Raw genomic sequence first — 17,837 nt, 5'->3', positions numbered from 1 at the left:
CAGATCCCATGCGGATTCACGTGGTGCGTACGGGCGGTTTCGCGGGCATCGAGCGGCAGGCCGAGGTCGATACCTCGGGCCGGCCCGACGCGGAGGTGTGGCAGGCGCTGGCCGAGCGGGCGCTGGCCCCGGACCGTACGGGTGCGCCCGGCGGGCGGGGGGGCGTACCGGACGGCTTCCGTTACGTGATCACGGTGGACGGCCGGACCGTCAGGTGCGCGGATCCGCACCTGACGGACGCCCAGCGGGAGCTGATCAGCAGGGTGCTCAAAGAAGGTGCCTGAGCAGGTCCGCTTTGCTTGGATGTGCCGGTGACGATTCTTGACGATCTTGAGCGCTACTACGACTCCGTCCCCCGGACGGGCGGTGCACGGGCCGAGGAGCTGGGCTCCCTGACCCTGTTCGTCCAGCAGGGCGCGGGCTGGCCGTATTACGCGCGGCCCACGCCCGGGGCCGGCCCGGTGACGGCGGAGGAGGTGCACCGGGTCCGGTTGCGGCAGCGGGAGCTCGGCGTGCCGGAGGCCTTCGAGTGGGTGGCCGAAACCACCCCCTCACTGCGGGCGGCGGCGGAGGCCGCGGGGCTGGCGGTGCACGAGCATCCGCTGATGGCGCTGGCGGCGGACGCCGAGCAGCCGCCCCCGCACCCGGAGGTACGGCTGATGGGCGCCGACGACCCGCTGCTGCGGGCGGCGGTCACGGTTCCGGCGCTGGCCTTCGCCGAGCCCGGTACGGCGCTGGGCGCGGCCGGCCCGGCGGAGCTGACCGCTGCGCTGGCGGATCCGGGTACGGCGGACCGGGCGGCGCACGTGTCGGCGCGGCTCGCCTCCGGTGCGAGCGGGCTGGCGGCGGCGGTCCGGGACGGGGTGGTGCTGGCCTCCGGCATCCACAACCCGCTGGACGGGGTGGCCGAGGTGGTGGGCGTGGGCACGCTGCCGAGGATGCGGCGCCAGGGGCTGGCGCTGGGCGTGACCTCGGCCCTGGTCGCGGACGCGCGGGCGCGGGGCGTAGGGCTGGTGTTCCTGTCGGCGGGCGATGAGGACGTGGCCCGGATCTATGCCAGGGCCGGCTTCCGCCGGGTGGGCACGGCTTTGATCGCCGAGCCCGTGTCGTAGCTGTCGGGTTTGCTGGGTTTGCCGAAACGGCAAGGATGTTTGCCCGGGCGGGGGGAGGGGCGGAGCATCGGCCGGGTACGCAGACCAGCGCAGCCAGCCGGAGGTACTGATGACCGAGCACACGCACCCGCACCCGCACGCCGAGCCCCCCGCCGCCCCCGCCGCCGGGGAGGAGTTCTGGGACGCCCGCTACGGGCAGAGCGACCGGATCTGGAGCGGCCGGCCGAATGCCGTGCTGGTCCGGGAGGCGGAAGGCCTGGCGCCCGGCCGGGCCCTGGACCTCGGCTGCGGGGAGGGCGCCGACGCGGTGTGGCTGGCCCGGCAGGGGTGGCAGGTCACCGGAACCGACATCTCCGGAGTCGCTCTCACCCGGGCCGCCGAGCACGTGGCGGAGGCAGGGGTCGCCGACCGGGTGGACCTCCGGCAGCACGACCTCGGGGTGTCCTTCCCGGACGGGGAGTTCGATCTGGTCTCGGCCTGCTTCCTGCACACCCCCGGGGAGATGCCCCGGGAGCTCATCCTGCGCCGGGCCGCCGCGGCGGTCGCCCCCGGCGGAACCCTGCTGGTGGTCGGGCACGCCGGCCCGCCGTCCTGGGCCCCCGACCTCCACCTGGGCTTCCCCTTCCCCACGCCGGAGGAGGTGCTGGCGCAGCTGGCGCTGCCCGACGGGACGTGGGAGGTGCTGCTCTGCGCGGAGCACGAGCAGCCCATGACCGCACCCGACGGCAGCCCGGGCACCCGCCCCGACAACGCGGTAAAGGTCCGGCGCCTTCCCTGACACCGCGTCCGACCGGTGCGAGGGGCGCGTCGAGAGGGCTAAAAGCCCAGCTTGCGGAGCTGCTTGGGGTCGCGCTGCCAGTCCTTGGCGACCTTCACGTGCAGGTCCAGGAAGACCGGCGTGCCCAGCAGCGCTTCGATGTGCTTGCGCGACTTCATGCCGACCTCCTTCAGGCGTGAGCCCTTGGGGCCGATGATGATGCCCTTCTGGCTCGGCCGCTCGATGTACACGTTCGCGTGGATGTCGAGCAGCGGGCGGTCGGCCGGGCGGTTCTCCCGCGGGATCATCTCCTCGACCACGACGGCGATGGAGTGCGGGAGTTCGTCGCGCACGCCCTCCAGTGCGGCCTCGCGGATCAGTTCCGCGACCATCACCATCTCGGGCTCGTCGGTGAGGTCGCCCTCCGGGTAGAGCGGCGGGCTTTCCGGGAGCAGCGGGGCGATCAGGTCGGCCAGCAGCTGGACCTGGCTGTCGCCGACCGCGGAGACGGGAACGATCTCGGCCCATTCAAAGCCGAGCTCCTCGGCCAGCTGCGAGATGGCGATCAGCTGCTCGGCCAGCGCCTTGGAGTCCACCAGGTCGGTCTTGGTCACGATGGCGATCTTGGGGGTCTTCTTGATCCCCGCGAGTTCCTTGGCGATGAACTTGTCGCCGGGGCCGAGCTTCTGGTCGGCCGGCAGGCAGAAGCCGATCACGTCGACCTCGGCCCAGGTGGTGCGGACCACGTCGTTGAGCCGCTCGCCGAGCAGCGTACGCGGCTTGTGCAGGCCGGGCGTGTCGACCAGGACGAGCTGGGCGTCCGGGCGGTGCACGATGCCGCGGACGGTGTGCCGGGTGGTCTGCGGCCGGTTGGAGGTGATCGCGACCTTCGTGCCCACCAGTGCATTGGTCAGGGTCGACTTGCCCGCGTTCGGGCGGCCGACGAAGCAGGCGAAGCCCGCACGGTGCGGGGCGGTGGGCTCGGGGGAACGATCGCTCATACGGGCCATTCTCCCCGATGCCGCTGCCCACGCCGACCAGACTGCCGCCGCGAGGGCGAGGAGCCCGGCCGAAATGGTGGTCAGCCGGGGGTGGACGGCGTATCCGGCGGTGGCGTGGCCGGCCGTGCCGGGGGCGGTGGCCCGGACCGTCACCTCGGCCCGGTCGAGCGGGGGCGGGCCGGTCCAGCGCTCGGTGAGCCGGACCCGCTGTCCGGGCAGCAGCTCGGCGGGCAGTCCGGTCAGCGGGCGGCGGAGCAGGCTGCGGCCGAGGAGGCCGTCGGCGGCCAGGGTGCCCTGCGGGCGGAGGGTGGTGTTGCCGAGGTTGTGCAGGGTGTACGTGATCTCCGCGCGGGTGGGGGCGGTGCCTGCGGTGCGCACGGCGAGCTCCTCCACGGCCAGGGCCGGGGCGGTGGGCCCGGCGACCCGGAGGTGGACGCGGGCGGCGACGGCCTGGCGGACGCCGATGCCCTGCGGGGTGCTCAGGGTCCGTTCCTCCAGGGCGACGACGGCGCCGGGGTGGTCTCCGGGTTCGGCCTGTTCGGGGACGGTGAGGGTGAACGGCACATCGGTCGCCGACCGGGCGGGGACGGTGACCAGGTCCCGGTCGAGCCGGAGCCAGGCGCCGGTGGCCCGGCGGGGTTCCTCGGGGCCGCGGACGGCGAAGCCGCCGTCGCGGGCGGTGTTGTGGGCGTCGGCGGCGTACAGCCGGAAGGTGCGGGGGGTGTCGGTCCGGTTGGTCAGGGTGACGGTGTCGGTGACGGTACCGCCGGGGGTGGTGGCGAGGTAGAAGTAGGGCCGCTGCCCGAGCCGGGTGGCGGCGGGCAGGACGGCCCACTGGCCGTTGTCGGCCGCGGCTGCGGGGCGGGCGGTGGCGACAACGACGGACAGCAGGACGGCGGTGCCGAACAGCAGCAGGGCGGCGGCCAGGTCCTGTCCGGGCGATCTCCGTGGGTGAGCCCGCGTCGTCTGGTGCCATGGGGTCTCCCCAGGCCCGAAGGGCCTAGGGGACGCATCGCAAGGCGGAGCGTCGCGGCTCGTACTGGACGTACTTGCGCGATGCGACAACGCAGCGAGGCGCCGTGCCAGGCGGCGCGGGCCCGCGGAGATCGCCCGGACAGGGCCTGGCAGCGCGCGGGCCGCCCGGCGCGGGCCCGGGAGGCGGCGGGTGCGGCCGGCCGCCGTCACGACAGGGTGAGGGTGAGCACGGCCGTGTAGGCGCCGGGCGGGGCGTACGGCGGGACCTGGAGGGTGACTCCGGCGTCCACCGTGAAGGTGCCGCCGACCAGTTCGGCGTCCTGGGTGGAGGCCAGTACGGCGCCGTCGGGGCCGACCGTTCCGGGGCTGCCGGGGGCGCAGCTGCTGGGGCTGCCGGGGGCGGTGGCGCAGCGCGGGGTCCAGCTGAGGGCGGCGCCGGGGATGCGGGTGCCGCCGGGCCCGGCAAAGTCGGTGACCTTGCCGACGAGGGACCAGCCGGCGGGGCCGCCGCGGGCGTCCTTGACGGTGACGGTGGCCAGCTGTCCGGCGGCCCCGCCGCCTTCGCCGTACGGGACGGCTCCGAGGGCGGTCTGTTCGGCGGCCTGGGTCATGGAGAGGGTGCCGGGTTCCACGGTGGCGGTCAGCTTCTGGGTGCCGGGCGGTGGCGGGGCGGGTGCGTCGACGGTGTAGGCGGCCGGTCCGGAGCCCTTGGCGGCGGTCCAGGCGGGGCCCTCGTACGCGACGACGGCGGTGGTGGCCCGGTCGGTGACGGGCAGTTCGAGTGTCAGCCGGCCGCTCTCGTCGGCGGTGCCGCGGGCCCGGTCGGCGGTCGGGGCCTGGCCGGCCGCCCGGCCGGTGACGGTGACGGCGGAGCCGGGGGTGAACCCGGCCGCGGTCACCTTCACGGTGGCTCCGGGCTTTCCGTGGGCCGCGCCGAGGGCGACGTACCGGAGGTTGGCGGTGGGCAGCGGGGTGGCGGTGAGGCGTGCGGAGACCGGGGTGGGTCCGGCCGGGGTGCAGGGGGTGTCGAGTGCGGTGGGGTGGCCGGTGTGCAGGGAGTAGCCGCCGGGGGCGAGGGTGATCTCGCCGGGGGCGGTGACCGTGAAGGTGCCGGTCATCAGGTGGGTGCCGAGGGCGGCGCCGGGCGGGACCGGGCCGTTGCCCGGGGCGCCGGTCACGGTGACCTCGCCGGTCTGGGCGCCGGCCAGCCGGACGGTGCCGGTGGGGGTGACGGTGCCGGCGGGGAGTTCGCCGGGGAGCGGGTTCACGGCCGGGGTGCGGAGCACCCGGTAGGTGATGGTGACGGTGTCGCCGACCCGGGGTGCGGGGGTGTCGACGGTGAGTTCGGCGGTGGTGGGGCCGTCGGCCGGGGGCAGTCCGGCTTCCTGCGGGGGTGCGCACTGGGTGGGGAACTCGACCTGGCCCGGTGGAGGTTCCGCGGGTGGGTCGGCGGCGGCGCGGGGGCCCATGGCTCCGCTCGCGGCGGCGAGGGCGGCCATGGTCAGGGCCGCCGTCCAACTCCTTCTGCGCGCCGCTCTGCCCACTGCCCGCCCACCCCCCTGGGTCTGCCGGTCGCCTGTGGGCGCCATTCACGAGCGGGCGGCGGCAGAAGTCAAGGTACGGACCCCGCGCTGACTGATGGCCCATCAGATCATGGCAGGATCCCCGCCATGGCCCCCGCCCGTACCGGCCCTGAAGGTGCGCCGGTACGCGGTCGGGCTGACGCCCAGCGCCGCCTGGAAGTGCTTGCGCAGCGACTGGGCGGTGCCGAAGCCCGTCCGGTCCGCGACCTGGTCCATGGACAGCGCGGTGGTCTCCAGCAGGTGCCGCGCCCGGTTCACCCGCTGCATGACGATCCACTGCCCGGGGCTGATCCCGCACTCCTCGCGGAACCGGCGGGTGAAGGTCCGTACGGACATGGCCTCCTGGCGAGCCATGTCGGCCAGCAACAGCGGCTCGTGCAGCCGGTCCAGCACCCAGGCGCGGGCCGCGGTGGTGCTGGCCAGCTGCGGCTCCGGCACCGGTCGCTCGATGAACTGGCTCTGGCCGCCGTCCCGGTGGGGCGGTACGACGGTCCGCCGGGCCACCTCGTTGGCCACGGCCGCGCCGTGGTCGCGGCGCACGATGTGCAGGCAGAGGTCGATGCCGGCGGCCACTCCGGCGGAGGTCAGCACGTCCCCGTCGTCCGTGTACAGCACGTCGGCGTCGACCCGCACCGCCGGGTAGAGCTTCTGGAAGTGCTCGGCGGAGGCCCAGTGGGTGGTGGCCCGGCGGCCGTCCAGGAATCCGGCGGCGGCCAGCACATAGCCGCCGGTGCAGATGGAGACGAGCCGGGTGCCGGGCCGGATGTGGGTGAGGGCGGCGGCGGTCGGCTCGCCGAGCCGGCCCTCCTCGTAGGCCGGCCCGAGCTCGTACGAGGCGGGGACCACCACCGTGTCGGCGGTGGCCAGCAGCTCCGGGCCGTGTTCCACCTGGACCGAGAAGTCCGCGTCGGTGCGGACCGGGCCGGGGGCCAGCCCGCAGGTGAGGATCTCGTACAGCGGCCGGCCGGCCGCGTCCTTGGCCCGGCCGAAGATCCGGTGCGGAATGCCGAGCTCGAAGGGCAGCAGACCGGCGAGCGCCAGCACGACGACCCGGTGCGGCCGGCTCCCGCCGCGGCGCGGGCCGGCGGGCTCGCCAGGAGTCGTGACCGCATCAACCCCATCAGTCATGGCCGTCATGGCCCGATCATAGCGATCCCTGTCGTTCAGGCCACTGGAGCCGCCGCCGCGCCGGCCCGAAGCTTGCCGGGTGACCCAGACAGCCCCCGCCTCCCCCGCACCCCCTGCTGCCGCCGGCGGCCCGCGCCACCGGCCCGGACGAATCCACCGCGCCTGGTTCGTCGCGGCCGTCGCCTTCGTGACGATCATCGGTGCCGCCGCCTTCGCCTCCCTGCCCGGTCTGCTCATCGAGCCGCTGCACCGGGAGTTCGACTGGTCGCGCGGCACCATCGGCTTCGCCGTCTCGGTCAATCTCGCGCTCTACGGGCTGACCGCTCCCTTCGCCGCGGCGCTCATGGACCGCTTCGGCATCCGCCGGGTGGTCGCCTGCGCGCTGACGGTGATAGCCGCCGGTTCGGCGGCCACGGTCTGGATGACGGAGCCCTGGCAGCTGGTGCTGCTCTGGGGTGTGGTGGTCGGGCTGGGCAGCGGCTCGATGGCGCTCGCCTTCGCGGCCACCGTCACCAACCGCTGGTTCACCGCCCGGCGCGGGCTGGTGACCGGCATCCTGACCGCGGCCGGCGCCTCCGGCCAGCTGATCTTCCTGCCGTTGCTGTCCTGGCTGGTGGAGGAGCGCGGCTGGCGTCCGGCGGCGGTCACGGTCGCCCTCGCCTCGCTGGCCGTGGTGCCCTTCGTGTGGCTGCTGCTGCGGGACCACCCGGCGGACGTGGGCCTCGCCCCGTACGGCGGTACGTATGCCGAGAAGCCCGCACCGGTGCCGGGTGCGGCCCGGCGGGCGGTGGCCGTCCTGCACAAGGCGGCCCAGACCGGCCCCTTCTGGCTGCTCGCCGGCACCTTCGCGATCTGCGGTGCCTCCACCAACGGTTTGGTCCGGACGCACTTCGCGCCGGCCGCCCACGACCACGGCATGCCGCTGACGGCGGCGGCCGGGCTGCTCGCGGTCATCGGGGTCTTCGACGTGCTCGGCACCATCGCCTCGGGCTGGTTCACCGACCGCTTCGAGGCCCGCCGGCTGCTGGCCGTGTACTACGCCCTGCGCGGGGTCTCGCTGCTCTTCCTGCCGATGCTGCTCGCGCCGTCCGTCCACCCGCCGATGGTGTTCTTCATCGTCTTCTACGGCCTGGACTGGGTCGCCACCGTCCCGCCGACGATCGCGCTGTGCCGCGAGATCTACGGCGAGGACAGCGCGATCGTCTTCGGCTGGGTGCTGGCCTCGCACCAGGTGGGCGCGGCGCTGGTGGCCTTCCTGGGCGGCCTGGCCCGGGACGTGTTCGGCACGTACGACCCGGTCTGGTACGCCTCGGGGGCGCTGTGCGCGATGGCGGCACTGATGGCCATGGTCATCCGCCGCCGCCCCGCCGCGGCCATGGCCTAGGAGCCGGCCGGGGTGGTCGACTTCAGGGTGCCGTCCGGGGCGGCCAGCAGGACCGGGGTGTCCGGGCCGCCGAGGTCCCGTACGGCGGCCCGGTCGGCCTCGGCCGGGGCGTCGGCGGCGCTGACCACGGCCGCGGCCTCCAGCGACTGCGCGCCGCTGGCCACGGCCATGGCGACGGCGGTCTGCAGGGCGCTGAGCTTCAGCGAGTCGAGCTCCACGGTGCCGGCGACGTAGGTCCGCCCGGTCTCGTCCCGGACCGCCGCCCCCTCGGGCACGCCGTTGCGGGCCCGGGCGCTGCGCGCCAGCGTGATGATCTTGGTGTCCTCGGGGTCGATCCCGGTGCTGTCGGTCATGGTCGAAAGCATAGGGAGCGCCCGGACGATGCCCTGCAACACCCCGTTCCGCCGCGCGCCTAGGCCGCCTGACCCGTCAGCTTCTTCGCGACCAGGTTGGTGAACGCCTCGAATTCCTTGGCGTCCGGCCGGGCGGCGATGGAGGAGCTCCGGGAGGTGGCGATCAGACCGCCCTGGCGGACGAGCACCACGTTCATGTGCAGCGACGTGTCGGAGTCGAGAGTGGAGGTCACGGAGAAGCCGTAGCTGCCGTCCCCCGCCGAAACGGCCGCGAGCGGTTCGGCACGCGACAGCCACGACGCCTCGGCGCCGCCGTCCGCCTCCGCGCTGACGGAGAACGCGCCGCAGGCGCCCACGGCGCTCTCGACGTCCTTCAGGAACCCGGCTGCGTCTGCCTCGCCGAGTTCGAACACGCTCGTCTTGTAGCTCACCCCAACGGCGTTCGCGAACGAGGCGCCCGCGGCGCCCCCTTCGGCCGGCGCCGGCCGGACCCCTTCCGCCAGGTCCACCAGCAGCTGGCACTCCGGCTTGTCGGCCGGTGAGGATTTGCTCTGTGCCGGTGCCGTGCCCGCGGTCCAGTCCTCGGGCAGATCCGCCTCGATGAGGACGGCCTTCGCCGGCGTCTGCGGCGCCGAGGGGTCGGCGGAGCCGCCGCACGCGGTGAGGAGTATCGACGTCGTCAGGGCGGCGGTCGCCACACGGGCGGTACGGACGTACACGGGCACTCCGGGGATGTCGCGTTGTGTGCGGGGCCGCGACAGCTTAAGGGCGCCTCCGCGGAGGCGTTTGACCGGCCCCGCCGGGCGCCCTCCCGGGCGCCCTACGGCCGGTCGAGCCGCAGCCGCTCCGCCCGTGGCAGGCCCGCGACCACCAGGTCGTAGCTGTCCTCGATCAGCTCCCGGACCATCCGCGCCGGCAGTCCGCCCACCGTCACGGTGTTCCAGTGCCGCTTGTTGAGGTGGTAGCCCGGCACGATCGCCTCGTGCTCGGCCCGGAGCCGGACCGAAAGTTCCGGGTCGCACTTCACACTGACCTTCAGCGGCTCCGCGTCCAGCGCGGACAGCGCGAACATCTTGCCGAGCACTTTGAAGACCGAGGTCTCGGCGTTGAACGGGAACTCCTCCACCGCCGCGTTGAATCCGAGGCAGAAGGCCCGCAGCTCCGCCGGGGTCATCCGGCGGTCTCCTCGTCGTCGGCAGTCTTCGGCATCGGCTCCACCAGCACCGTGACGATCTTGTTCCGGCGGCCCGCGGGGGATTCCGCGGTCAGGCGCAGCGAGCGCCCGTCCGGCAGCTCCACCAGCGCCGAAGCGCCCGCGATCGGCACGCGGCCGAGCGCCTTGGCCAGCAGGCCGCCGACCGTCTCCACGTCCTCGTCGTCGAAGGAGTCCAGGCCGAACAGCTCGCCGAGGTCGGTGATGTCCAGCCGGGCCGTGACCCGGTAGCGGTCCTCGCCCAGCTCCTCGACCGGCGCGATCTCCCGGTCGTACTCGTCGGTGATCTCACCGACGATCTCCTCCAGGATGTCCTCGATGGTCACGATTCCGGCGGTGCCGCCGTACTCGTCGATGACCACCGCGACGTGGTTGCGGACCTGCTGCATCTCCCGCAGCAGATCACCGGCGTTCTTCGTGTCGGGCACGAACACCGCCGGCCGTATCGCCGTGGAGACCAGGTCGGACTCGGCGTCCCGGCTGATGTGGGTCTTGCGGACCAGGTCCTTCAGGTAGACCACCCCGACGATGTCGTCCTCGTTCTCGCCGGTCACCGGGATCCGCGAGAAGCCCGAGCGCAGCGCCAGTGTGGTGGCCTGACGGATCGTCTTGTACCGCTCGATGCAGACCAGGTCGGTGCGCGGCACCATCACCTCGCGCACCAGGGTGTCGCCGAGCTCGAAGACCTGGTGCACCATCCGGCGCTCCTCGTCCTCGATCAGCGACTCCTTCTCCGCCAGGTCCACCATCGCGCGCAGCTCGGCCTCGGAGGCGAAGGGGCCCTTGCGGAAGCCCTTGCCCGGGGTGAGCGCGTTGCCGATGAGGATCAGCAGCTGCGGGATGGGGCCCATGATCCGGGCCAGCGGTACGAGGACGTACGCGGCGGCCGTCGCGGTGTTCAGCGGGTGCTGGCGGCCGATCGTACGGGGCGAGACCCCGACGGCGACGAAGGAGACCAGCACCATCACGGCGATGGCCGTGAACAGCGCGGTCCAGTTCTCGCCGAAGTGGTCCAGGCAGACGTAGGTGACCAGCACGCCCGCGGCCATCTCGCAGGTGACCCGGACCAGCAGGGCCACGTTCAGGTACCGGGTGGGGTCGGCGGCGACCTGGGCCAGCTTGGCGCTGCCGCGCCGGCCCTCCCGTACGGCCTGTTCGGCGCGGAAGCCGGAGATCCGGGCGATGCCCGCCTCGGCGCAGGCGGCCAGCCAGGCCACCATGACCAGCAGGACCGCCCCGGTGATCAGCTGGGCGGCGGTCACGAGACGGTGGGCGCGGGCGACGGGCCGGTCAGGCCGCGCTCGGCCCGCCAGCCGTCCACGATGGCCGCCTGCAGACCGAACATCTCGGCCTTCTCGTCGGGCTCCTCGTGGTCGTAGCCGAGCAGGTGCAGCACACCGTGGACGGTCAGGAGCTGGAGCTCCTCGTCCATGGTGTGCTGCGTCGGGGCTTCCTCACCCTGCCGCTTGGCCACTTCGGGGCAGAGCACGATGTCGCCGAGGAGCCCCTGCGGGGGCTCCTCGTCGTCCTTGGCCGGCGGACGGAGCTCGTCCATCGGGAAGGACATGACGTCGGTCGGTCCGGGCAGGTCCATCCACTGGATGTGGAGCGCCTCCATGGCGTCCTCGTCGATCACGATGACGGAGAGCTCGGAGAGCGGGTGGATCCGCATCCGGGTGAGCGCGTAGCGGGCGATGTCGAGGATCGCCTGCTCGTCGACCTCGGTTCCGGATTCGTTGTTGACGTCGATCGACATGCGCTTGTTGTTCTACTTCCCGTTTCGGCTGTCGTACTGCTCGTACGCGTCGACGATACGGCCGACGAGCTTGTGCCGGACGACATCCTGGGAGGTGAGCCGGGAGAAGTGCACGTCCGGGACCCCTTCGAGGATGTCCTGCACCTGCTTCAGACCCGACTTGGTGCCGCCGGGGAGGTCGATCTGGGTCACGTCACCGGTGATGACGATCTTCGAATCGAAGCCGAGGCGGGTCAGGAACATCTTCATCTGCTCGGGGTTCGTGTTCTGCGCCTCGTCGAGGATGATGAACGCGTCGTTGAGCGTGCGTCCCCGCATGTAGGCGAGCGGGGCGACCTCGATGGTGCCGGCCGCCATCAGGCGCGGGATCGAATCCGGGTCGAGCATGTCGTGCAGCGCGTCGTACAGCGGGCGCAGGTACGGGTCGATCTTCTCGTAGAGCGTGCCGGGCAGGAAGCCGAGCCGCTCGCCCGCCTCGACGGCGGGCCGGGTCAGGATGATCCGGGTGACCTGCTTGGACTGCAGGGCCTGGACCGCCTTGGCCATGGCGAGGTAGGTCTTTCCGGTACCGGCGGGGCCGATGCCGAAGACGATCGTGTGCTTGTCGATCGCGTCGACGTAGCGCTTCTGGTTGAGGGTCTTGGGGCGGATGGTACGGCCGCGGTTGGAGAGGATGTTCTGGGTGAGCACCTCGGCCGGGGTCTCCTCCGGACCGTTTCCGTTCTCGCTCGCCTGGAGCATGGCGATCGATCGTTCCACTGCGTCCTCCGTCATCGGCTGCCCGGTGCGGAGCACCAGCATCATCTCGTCGAACAAGCGCTGGATCAGAGCGACTTCCCGAGCATCGCCGACCGCGCTGACCTGGTTGCCCCGGACGTGGATGTCGGCCTCCGGGAAGGAGCGCTCTATCACGCGCAACAGAGCGTCTCCGGAGCCGAGCACCGTCACCATCGGGTGCTTGGCGGGAACGGTGAAATTGGCTCGTGCCTGCCCTGGCAGGAGCGGCTGGGCTGTGGGTGTCTGAGTCATGGGCCGGCTCTGTGGCCTGCACATACCTCCCGCTGCGGGGTCGCACCGATCGACGACCTCTGGAATACCAAGCGTACGACGCCACGGGAGGTTGCCCGAGAGGTTTTCCGGCCCGCGGACAGGGGCCGGGTACGGGGGGCCGGGGCGGCGGCCCTCAGGCGGAGTGCCGGAAGCCGATCGTCGGGACCGCACGGCGGCGGGCCGCGGCGGACGGGGCCGCCGGGCTGCCGTGCTGCGGGCCGAGCAGGCCCTCCAGGAACGCGAAGCGGGCCGGGCGCTCGCCCTGGGAGTGCCACCAGTGGGCGACCTCCTCCCAGCCCGGCGCGGAGAGGGAGCCGCCGAACTCCTGCACCGACAGCGCGGCCGTCAGCCCCGCGAAGGCCAGCCGGTCGGCCAGCGGCCAGCCCGCCAGGGTGCCGGTGACGAAGCCCGCCACATAGACGTCGCCGGCGCCCGTCGGGTCGAGCGCGTCCACCGCGATGCCCGGCACCTCCGCGGTCTCCCCGGTCCGGCCGTCCACCGCGTACGAGCCCTCGGCACCCAGCGTCACCACCGCGACCGGCACCCGGTCCGCCAGCGCCCGGGCCGCCGCCCGCGGGCACTCGGTGCGGGTGTACCGCATCGCCTCCCCCGCGTTCGGCAGGAACGCCTCGCAGTGCTCCAGGTCGGCGAGGGCAGCCAGGTCCCAGCAGCCGCTCTCGTCCCAGCCGACGTCGGCGAACACCCGGGCCCCGGAGCGGGCCGCCTCGGCGACCCACGGCTCCCGGCGCCCCGGGGTCAGCGAGGCCACGGCCGCCCGGGCCGGCGGCAGGCCGTCCGGGACGGAGCCCGGGACGGGGCCACCCGGGCGGGCCGGGGGCGGGGCCTCGTGGCCGTGCGAGACCATCGTCCGCTCCCCCTCGTACGCCATGGAGACGGTGACCGGGCTGTGCCAGCCGGCGACGGTCCGCGACAGCGACAGGTCGATGCCCTCGCCCTGCTCCAGGGCGTCCCAGCAGTACTCGCCGTAGTGATCGTCACCGAAGGCGGCGGCCAGGGAGGTGCGCAGGCCCAGGCGGGCCAGCGCGGTCGCCATGTTCGCGACCCCGCCGGGGCTGGATCCCATGCCCCGCGCCCAGGACTCCGTACCGCGCACCGGGGCCGAGTCGAGGCCGGTGAAGATGATGTCGAGGAAGACCGTGCCGGTCAGGAAGACGTCACAGGACGGATCCTGCGGTGTGCGCAGCGCGCCCAGCGGATCCAGCCCGGCGGTGCGCGCAGTCGGGTGGGATCCGCTTCTGCTGTTCCGACCGGTCATGGTGTGCTCCCCCTTCGGGTGGAAGGCCGCCGACCCCGTCCGCCCGACGGCGGCGGCACACCACACAGTGTGTCCCACACCACCCCGAAGCCGCCCTCACCACATACCCGGCGGGTCCCCTCGCGCCCCCGCCCTTCCGTATGATCATCCGCCGATGACAAGGGTGGGGGCGGAGATCAACAGAACCGTAAGACGACACAGGACCATGGCCGGGCTGGCCGCGCTGACCGCGTGGGCGGCGCTGACCGGGTGCGGGCCCGAGAGGACGGACTCCTCCGGAGCGGCGGAGCCCTCGGCGACAGCGTCCGGAGTGGCAGCGAGCGGAGCGAGCACGCCGACGGCGGCCCCCAGCCCCAAGAGGAGGCTTCCCGCGGCCTCCACCCCTGAGGAGTGGCAGACCCTGCCGATGCTGCCGGACCCGGCGACGCTGCCGGGCTGGGAGCACGCGGGGCCGGCGTCCGCGTCGAGCCCGGAGGGCGAGCGGTCCATGGTGTTCGAGTCTCTGTGCGAGGAGGGGGAGGAGTGGTGTGCGGACGCGCGGACCACGGGCCTGGACCACTACGGGAAGGCCGATGCGATGTGCGCCTTCTTTGTCATCACGTACCGGGACGAGAAGTCCGCCGCGGCCGCGTACGACGGTGCCTGGCAACGGCAGAACCTCGCTGGGCTGGCCGACCGCACGCCGGTCCGGCTCGGCAACACCGGAGGCCGCCAGGATGCGGAGCGGGGCACCCAGAAGCCCAAGGGGCAGCGAGTGTCCGTCCAGATCCAGATCGGCCGGGCGCTGCTCCAGATCAACTTGGAGACGCTCCCGGACGCGACGCCGCTGAGCGACGGGGAGGTCGCCGAGCTGGCGGCCCGGTTTGCCGAACGGGCCCGCAAGGCCCAGGGCCTTCGCTGAGTCAGCCCCGCTTCGGGAGCGGGACGCGCAGCAGGTCCGCCGCGATCGTCAGGTCGCCCTCGAAGCCTGCCCGGCGGGCCTGGCGTTCGAATTCGTCCGGGTCCGTGTACCGCTGCGAGAAGTGGGTCAGGACCAGGTGCCGGACGCCGGCGTCGCGGGCGGCCCGGGCTGCCTGGCCCGCCGTCAGGTGGCCGTGCTCCACGGCCAGGTGCTCGTCCTCGTCGAGGAAGGTGGACTCGATCACCAGCATGTCGCAGCCCTCGGCGAGCGCGGTGACCCCCTCGCACATCCGGGTGTCCATCACAAAGCCGAAGCTCTGGCCGGGCCGGTGTTCGCTGACCTGGTCGAGGGTGACCCCGCCGAGTGCGCCCTCACGCTGGATCCGGCCCACGTCCGGGCCCTTGATGCCGTACCGGGCGAGCAGTTCGGGCAGTATCCGCCGGCCGTCGGGCTCGGTGAGCCGGTAGCCGAAGGACTCCACCGGGTGCGAGAGCCGGCGGGCCTGCAGGGAGTACGAGGGGCCGGCCGCCAGCACCCCGTCCGCGGCCACCGGTTCCTGGTCCAGGACGACGGTCTCCCGGTACGCGGTGGCGTACCGGAGCCGGTCGAAGAACTCCTGCCCGGAGGCCGGGTAGTGCGCGGTGACCGGGTGCGGGACCCGGTCGAGGTTGATCCGCTGGATCACCCCGGCGAGGCCGAGGCTGTGGTCCCCGTGGAAGTGAGTGATGCAGATCCGGTTGATGTCGTGCGCGGCCACCCCGGCCCGGAGCATCTGCCGCTGGGTGCCCTCGCCCGGGTCGAAGAGGATGCCCTCGCCGTCCCAGCGCAGCAGGTAGCCGTTGTGGTTGCGGTGCCGGGTGGGGACCTGGCTGGCGGTGCCGAGGACCACAAACTCGCGTGCGGACATGATGGTTACCCGTGGTTGTCCGCGGTTATCCGGGGGGCCACTCGAGGCCGCGCCCGCCGAGGACATGGGCGTGGGCGTGCCACACGGTCTGGCCGGCGCCGGCCCCGGTGTTGAAGACGATCCGGTAGCCGTGGCCGTCGATCTTCTCCTCGGCCGCCACCTCACCAGCCTCGCGCAGTACGTCCACCAGGGCCTGCGGGTCGGCCGCGGCGAGCGCGGCGGCGTCCGGGTAGTGCACCTTGGGGATCACCAGCACGTGGGTGGGTGCCTGCGGGTTGATGTCGCGGAACGCGACCGTGGTGTCCGTCTCGCGCACGATCGTCGCCGGGATGTCCCCCGTGACGATCTTGCAGAACAGGCAGTCCGCCTGCGGTTCCCCGGCCATGGCCGTCGCCTCCCGTGATGGTGATCGCTGAGCCTCGCCCCGCATCGTATCCGGCGCCGCCGCGACCGGCCGCCCGGTTCAGGACCAGCGGCCGGTACGGGCGAGCAGCACCGCCACCGCCGCCGTGCCGGCCGTGGAGGTGCGCAGTACCGAGCGGCCCAGCCGGTACGGGTGGGCGCCGGCCGCCGCGAAGACGGCCAGCTCCTCCGGGGAGACCCCGCCTTCGGGGCCGACCACGACCACGACCGAGCCGGTGGCGGGGAGTTCGGCGGTGGCCAGGGCCTGGGAGGGGGTGTTCCGGTCCTCGTGCAGGACCATCGCCAGGTCGGCCGTCGCCAGCAGCTGGGCGACCTGCTTGGTGGACAGGGCCTCCGCGACCTCCGGGAACCGGACCCGGCGGGACTGCTTGCCGGACTCCCGGGCCGTGGACCGCCACTTGGCCAGGGATTTGGCGCCCCGGTCGCCGCGCCATTGGGTGATGCAGCGGGCGGCCTGCCAGGGCACGATGGCGTCCACGCCGGTCTCGGTCATGGTCTCGACGGCCAGCTCGCCGCGGTCGCCCTTGGGCAGGGCCTGGACCACGGTGATCCGGACCGCCGGCTCCGGCTCCTCCTCGACGGTGTGCAGGTCCGTGACCACCAGCCGGTCCTTGCCCTCGGCGGCCAGGACCACGCCCTCCGTCCAGTGACCGCGACCGTCGGTGAGGACCACGTCCTCGCCGGGGTTGAGCCGCTTCACGGAGACGGCGTGCCGGCCCTCGGGGCCGTCCAGGACGAACTGCGGCCCCGCGGGGACTTTTTCGACCACGAACACCGGGGCCGTCATGATGCACTCCTGTTGTCGATCTCTTGCGTGTCCAACGTGCCCTGCGTGCCCTGCGTGTCCTGCGTGTTCCGAGCGCCCAATGCGCTCTGTGCCTCGGCCAGTTCGGCCGCCAGCACCTCCACCAGAGAGCCGGCGGGCAGCGACCGCGCCAGCCGGTGGCCCTGGCCGGCCCACAGGGCCATGCCCTGCGGGTCTCCGGCCGCGGCGGCGGCCTTGCGCAGCCCGGAGGTCAGGTGGTGGACCTGGGGGTAGGCGGCCGGCGCGTACGGGCCGTGCTCCCGCATGAAGCGGTTGACCAGGCCCCGGGCCGGGCGGCCGGAGAAGGCCCGGGTGAGTTCCGTACGGACGAACAAGGGGTCGGTCAGCGCCTTCTTGTGCAGCGCGTGCGCCCCGGACTCGGGGCAGGCCAGGAAGGCCGTGCCCAGCTGGGCCGCCTCCGCGCCGGCCGCGAGCACCCCGGCGATCTGCGAGCCGCGCATCAGCCCGCCCGCCGCGACGATGGGGAGCGCCACGGCCTCCCGTACCTGTCCGACCAGCGACAGCAGGCCCACGCCGGTGAAGTCGGCCTGCGGGTCGTCGCGGTGGGTGCCCTGGTGGCCGCCGGCCTCGATCCCCTGGACGCAGAGGATGTCGGCGCCGGCCGCCTGGGCGGCCCGGGCCTCCTCGACGGAGGTGACGGTGACCACGGTGCGGGTGCCGGCCGTGCGGAGGCGGGCGAGGGCCTCGGGCGAGGGGCAGCCGAAGGTGAAGGAGACGACCGGGACCGGGTCCTCGGTGAGAATGGCCAGTTTTGCGTCATAACCGTCGTCGCACGTGCCAACGATGTCATCGTCCGCGAGGGAGACCTCGTACCAGCTGGCCTCGCCCGCGAGCTGGCCCCGGTAGGCCTCGACGGCGGCCGGATCCACCTGGGCGGTCTGCGGCATGAAGAGGTTGACGCCGAACGGCCGCCGGGTGAGGCCGCGCAGCAGTTTGATCTCCTGGTACATGCCGTCGGCGGTCTTGTAGCCGCCGGCCAGGAAGCCGAGTCCGCCCGCCGCGGAGACGGCTGCGGCGAGCGGGGGACAGGACCCTCCGCCCGCCATGGGAGCCTGCACGATCGGGTAGGGGCAGAGACCGTTCAGCGCGGAGGACATGAGCTGCATCGTGCCATGTCCCCCGCACCAGACCGAATCACACAATTCGCCTGGCATAGTCCGGTTGCGTAACCGGCCAGCCAGGGCGTGGGCGG

20 protein-coding genes are annotated in these 17,837 nt (G+C 73.3%); 5 read left to right on the top strand and 15 right to left on the bottom strand.

The annotated features are described in order from the left end of the window. Positions 1 to 8: 8 nt before the first annotated feature. The 3 genes from ABT123_RS10705 (at position 9) to ABT123_RS10695 (ending at position 1,890) form a co-directional block, all read left to right on the top strand. On the top strand, positions 9 to 284 hold the full coding sequence (locus ABT123_RS10705) for a protealysin inhibitor emfourin (protein WP_351311882.1): 276 nt from the start codon (positions 9 to 11) through the stop codon (positions 282 to 284). A gap of 27 nt (positions 285 to 311) precedes the next feature. Beyond that, positions 312 to 1,112, top strand: coding sequence for a GNAT family N-acetyltransferase (locus ABT123_RS10700; RefSeq protein WP_351311880.1), 801 nt, complete (start codon positions 312 to 314; stop codon positions 1,110 to 1,112). A gap of 109 nt (positions 1,113 to 1,221) precedes the next feature. Next, positions 1,222 to 1,890 (top strand): SAM-dependent methyltransferase, encoded by a 669-nt coding sequence (locus ABT123_RS10695; RefSeq protein WP_351311878.1) that lies wholly within the window; start codon positions 1,222 to 1,224, stop codon positions 1,888 to 1,890. Positions 1,891 to 1,928: 38 nt separating this feature from the next. Here the strand turns inward: ABT123_RS10695 and era are convergent, their stop codons facing one another. The 3 genes from era to ABT123_RS10680 all read right to left on the bottom strand — a co-directional run bounded on the left by era (position 1,929) and on the right by ABT123_RS10680 (position 6,565). Continuing rightward, positions 1,929 to 2,879 carry a GTPase Era gene (gene era / locus ABT123_RS10690; protein ID WP_150212296.1) on the bottom strand — a complete coding sequence of 317 codons (951 nt, stop codon included), beginning with the start codon at positions 2,877 to 2,879 and terminating at the stop codon, positions 1,929 to 1,931. Positions 2,880 to 4,051: 1,172 nt separating this feature from the next. Further along, positions 4,052 to 5,344 carry a beta-xylosidase gene (locus tag ABT123_RS10685; protein ID WP_502970933.1) on the bottom strand — a complete coding sequence of 431 codons (1,293 nt, stop codon included), beginning with the start codon at positions 5,342 to 5,344 and terminating at the stop codon, positions 4,052 to 4,054. A 147-nt stretch (positions 5,345 to 5,491) separates the two neighbouring features. Next, on the bottom strand, positions 5,492 to 6,565 hold the full coding sequence (locus ABT123_RS10680; RefSeq protein WP_502970927.1) for a GlxA family transcriptional regulator: 1,074 nt from the start codon (positions 6,563 to 6,565) through the stop codon (positions 5,492 to 5,494). A 70-nt stretch (positions 6,566 to 6,635) separates the two neighbouring features. On the opposite strand from ABT123_RS10680, the gene ABT123_RS10675 reads away from it, so the two are divergent. Further along, on the top strand, positions 6,636 to 7,940 hold the full coding sequence (locus ABT123_RS10675) for an MFS transporter (protein WP_502970926.1): 1,305 nt from the start codon (positions 6,636 to 6,638) through the stop codon (positions 7,938 to 7,940). Here the strand turns inward: ABT123_RS10675 and ABT123_RS10670 are convergent. From ABT123_RS10670 to ABT123_RS10635, 8 genes are all read right to left on the bottom strand, one after another. After that, positions 7,937 to 8,293 (bottom strand): cytidine deaminase-like protein, encoded by a 357-nt coding sequence (locus ABT123_RS10670; protein ID WP_351311874.1) that lies wholly within the window; start codon positions 8,291 to 8,293, stop codon positions 7,937 to 7,939. The genes ABT123_RS10675 and ABT123_RS10670 overlap by 4 nt on opposite strands. A gap of 59 nt (positions 8,294 to 8,352) precedes the next feature. Next, positions 8,353 to 9,012, bottom strand: coding sequence for a hypothetical protein (locus ABT123_RS10665; protein WP_351311872.1), 660 nt, complete (start codon positions 9,010 to 9,012; stop codon positions 8,353 to 8,355). Between the two features lie 101 nt (positions 9,013 to 9,113). Next, positions 9,114 to 9,467, bottom strand: coding sequence for an MmcQ/YjbR family DNA-binding protein (locus ABT123_RS10660; RefSeq protein ID WP_351311870.1), 354 nt, complete (start codon positions 9,465 to 9,467; stop codon positions 9,114 to 9,116). Continuing rightward, positions 9,464 to 10,768 (bottom strand): hemolysin family protein, encoded by a 1,305-nt coding sequence (locus ABT123_RS10655; protein ID WP_351311868.1) that lies wholly within the window; start codon positions 10,766 to 10,768, stop codon positions 9,464 to 9,466. Before ABT123_RS10655 ends, ABT123_RS10660 begins: the two co-directional genes overlap by 4 nt. Further along, the gene (gene ybeY / locus ABT123_RS10650; RefSeq protein ID WP_351311866.1) at positions 10,765 to 11,262 is read right to left on the bottom strand and encodes an rRNA maturation RNase YbeY; all 498 of its coding nucleotides are present in this window, start codon (positions 11,260 to 11,262) and stop codon (positions 10,765 to 10,767) included. The genes ABT123_RS10655 and ybeY overlap by 4 nt, the downstream gene beginning before the upstream one ends. A gap of 12 nt (positions 11,263 to 11,274) precedes the next feature. Beyond that, positions 11,275 to 12,291: a PhoH family protein gene (locus ABT123_RS10645; protein WP_351311864.1), complete on the bottom strand. Its 1,017-nt coding sequence runs from the start codon at positions 12,289 to 12,291 to the stop codon at positions 11,275 to 11,277. 154 nt (positions 12,292 to 12,445) lie between these two features. Beyond that, positions 12,446 to 13,588, bottom strand: coding sequence for a PfkB family carbohydrate kinase (locus ABT123_RS10640; protein WP_351311862.1), 1,143 nt, complete (start codon positions 13,586 to 13,588; stop codon positions 12,446 to 12,448). A gap of 144 nt (positions 13,589 to 13,732) precedes the next feature. Then, the gene (locus tag ABT123_RS10635; protein ID WP_351311860.1) at positions 13,733 to 14,077 is read right to left on the bottom strand and encodes a hypothetical protein; all 345 of its coding nucleotides are present in this window, start codon (positions 14,075 to 14,077) and stop codon (positions 13,733 to 13,735) included. Here ABT123_RS10635 and ABT123_RS10630 point away from each other — a divergent pair. After that, positions 14,076 to 14,489, top strand: coding sequence for a hypothetical protein (locus tag ABT123_RS10630; protein WP_351311858.1), 414 nt, complete (start codon positions 14,076 to 14,078; stop codon positions 14,487 to 14,489). The two genes, ABT123_RS10635 and ABT123_RS10630, sit on opposite strands and share 2 nt — an antisense overlap. Position 14,490: 1 nt before the next feature. Here the strand turns inward: ABT123_RS10630 and ABT123_RS10625 are convergent, their stop codons facing one another. From ABT123_RS10625 to ABT123_RS10610, 4 genes are all read right to left on the bottom strand, one after another. Next, positions 14,491 to 15,396 (bottom strand): ribonuclease Z, encoded by a 906-nt coding sequence (locus tag ABT123_RS10625; RefSeq protein WP_351311857.1) that lies wholly within the window; start codon positions 15,394 to 15,396, stop codon positions 14,491 to 14,493. Positions 15,397 to 15,421: 25 nt separating this feature from the next. Beyond that, on the bottom strand, positions 15,422 to 15,781 hold the full coding sequence (locus tag ABT123_RS10620) for a histidine triad nucleotide-binding protein (protein WP_351311855.1): 360 nt from the start codon (positions 15,779 to 15,781) through the stop codon (positions 15,422 to 15,424). 78 nt (positions 15,782 to 15,859) lie between these two features. Beyond that, positions 15,860 to 16,606 carry a 16S rRNA (uracil(1498)-N(3))-methyltransferase gene (locus ABT123_RS10615; protein ID WP_351311853.1) on the bottom strand — a complete coding sequence of 249 codons (747 nt, stop codon included), beginning with the start codon at positions 16,604 to 16,606 and terminating at the stop codon, positions 15,860 to 15,862. Next, positions 16,603 to 17,742 carry a nitronate monooxygenase gene (locus ABT123_RS10610; RefSeq protein WP_351311852.1) on the bottom strand — a complete coding sequence of 380 codons (1,140 nt, stop codon included), beginning with the start codon at positions 17,740 to 17,742 and terminating at the stop codon, positions 16,603 to 16,605. The genes ABT123_RS10615 and ABT123_RS10610 overlap by 4 nt, the downstream gene beginning before the upstream one ends. Between the last annotated feature and the right edge of the window lie 95 nt (positions 17,743 to 17,837).

This window comes from Streptomyces sp. NPDC002054, from assembly GCF_040296685.1.
Lineage (GTDB): Bacteria > Actinomycetota > Actinomycetes > Streptomycetales > Streptomycetaceae > Streptomyces.
Note: the sequence above shows the minus strand (reverse complement) of the source record. Positions and strands in the feature narration are given on the sequence as shown.

Excerpts from the sequence above, each read along its gene's own strand:
- ABT123_RS10705 (WP_351311882.1), top strand. The coding sequence starts at position 9 with ATGCGGATTCACGTGGTGCGTACGGGCGGTTTCGCGGGCATCGAGCGG.
- ABT123_RS10695 (WP_351311878.1), top strand. The coding sequence starts at position 1,222 with ATGACCGAGCACACGCACCCGCACCCGCACGCCGAGCCCCCCGCCGCC.
- era (WP_150212296.1), bottom strand. The coding sequence starts at position 2,879 with ATGGCCCGTATGAGCGATCGTTCCCCCGAGCCCACCGCCCCGCACCGT.
- ABT123_RS10685 (WP_502970933.1), bottom strand. The coding sequence starts at position 5,344 with ATGGCCGCCCTCGCCGCCGCGAGCGGAGCCATGGGCCCCCGCGCCGCC.
- ABT123_RS10680 (WP_502970927.1), bottom strand. The coding sequence starts at position 6,565 with ATGACGGCCATGACTGATGGGGTTGATGCGGTCACGACTCCTGGCGAG.
- ABT123_RS10670 (WP_351311874.1), bottom strand. The coding sequence starts at position 8,293 with ATGACCGACAGCACCGGGATCGACCCCGAGGACACCAAGATCATCACG.
- ABT123_RS10660 (WP_351311870.1), bottom strand. The coding sequence starts at position 9,467 with ATGACCCCGGCGGAGCTGCGGGCCTTCTGCCTCGGATTCAACGCGGCG.
- ybeY (WP_351311866.1), bottom strand. The coding sequence starts at position 11,262 with ATGTCGATCGACGTCAACAACGAATCCGGAACCGAGGTCGACGAGCAG.
- ABT123_RS10645 (WP_351311864.1), bottom strand. The coding sequence starts at position 12,291 with ATGACTCAGACACCCACAGCCCAGCCGCTCCTGCCAGGGCAGGCACGA.
- ABT123_RS10640 (WP_351311862.1), bottom strand. The coding sequence starts at position 13,588 with ATGACCGGTCGGAACAGCAGAAGCGGATCCCACCCGACTGCGCGCACC.
- ABT123_RS10630 (WP_351311858.1), top strand. The coding sequence starts at position 14,076 with ATGGTGTTCGAGTCTCTGTGCGAGGAGGGGGAGGAGTGGTGTGCGGAC.
- ABT123_RS10635 (WP_351311860.1), bottom strand. The coding sequence starts at position 14,077 with ATGGACCGCTCGCCCTCCGGGCTCGACGCGGACGCCGGCCCCGCGTGC.
- ABT123_RS10625 (WP_351311857.1), bottom strand. The coding sequence starts at position 15,396 with ATGTCCGCACGCGAGTTTGTGGTCCTCGGCACCGCCAGCCAGGTCCCC.
- ABT123_RS10620 (WP_351311855.1), bottom strand. The coding sequence starts at position 15,781 with ATGGCCGGGGAACCGCAGGCGGACTGCCTGTTCTGCAAGATCGTCACG.
- ABT123_RS10615 (WP_351311853.1), bottom strand. The coding sequence starts at position 16,606 with ATGACGGCCCCGGTGTTCGTGGTCGAAAAAGTCCCCGCGGGGCCGCAG.
- ABT123_RS10610 (WP_351311852.1), bottom strand. The coding sequence starts at position 17,742 with ATGTCCTCCGCGCTGAACGGTCTCTGCCCCTACCCGATCGTGCAGGCT.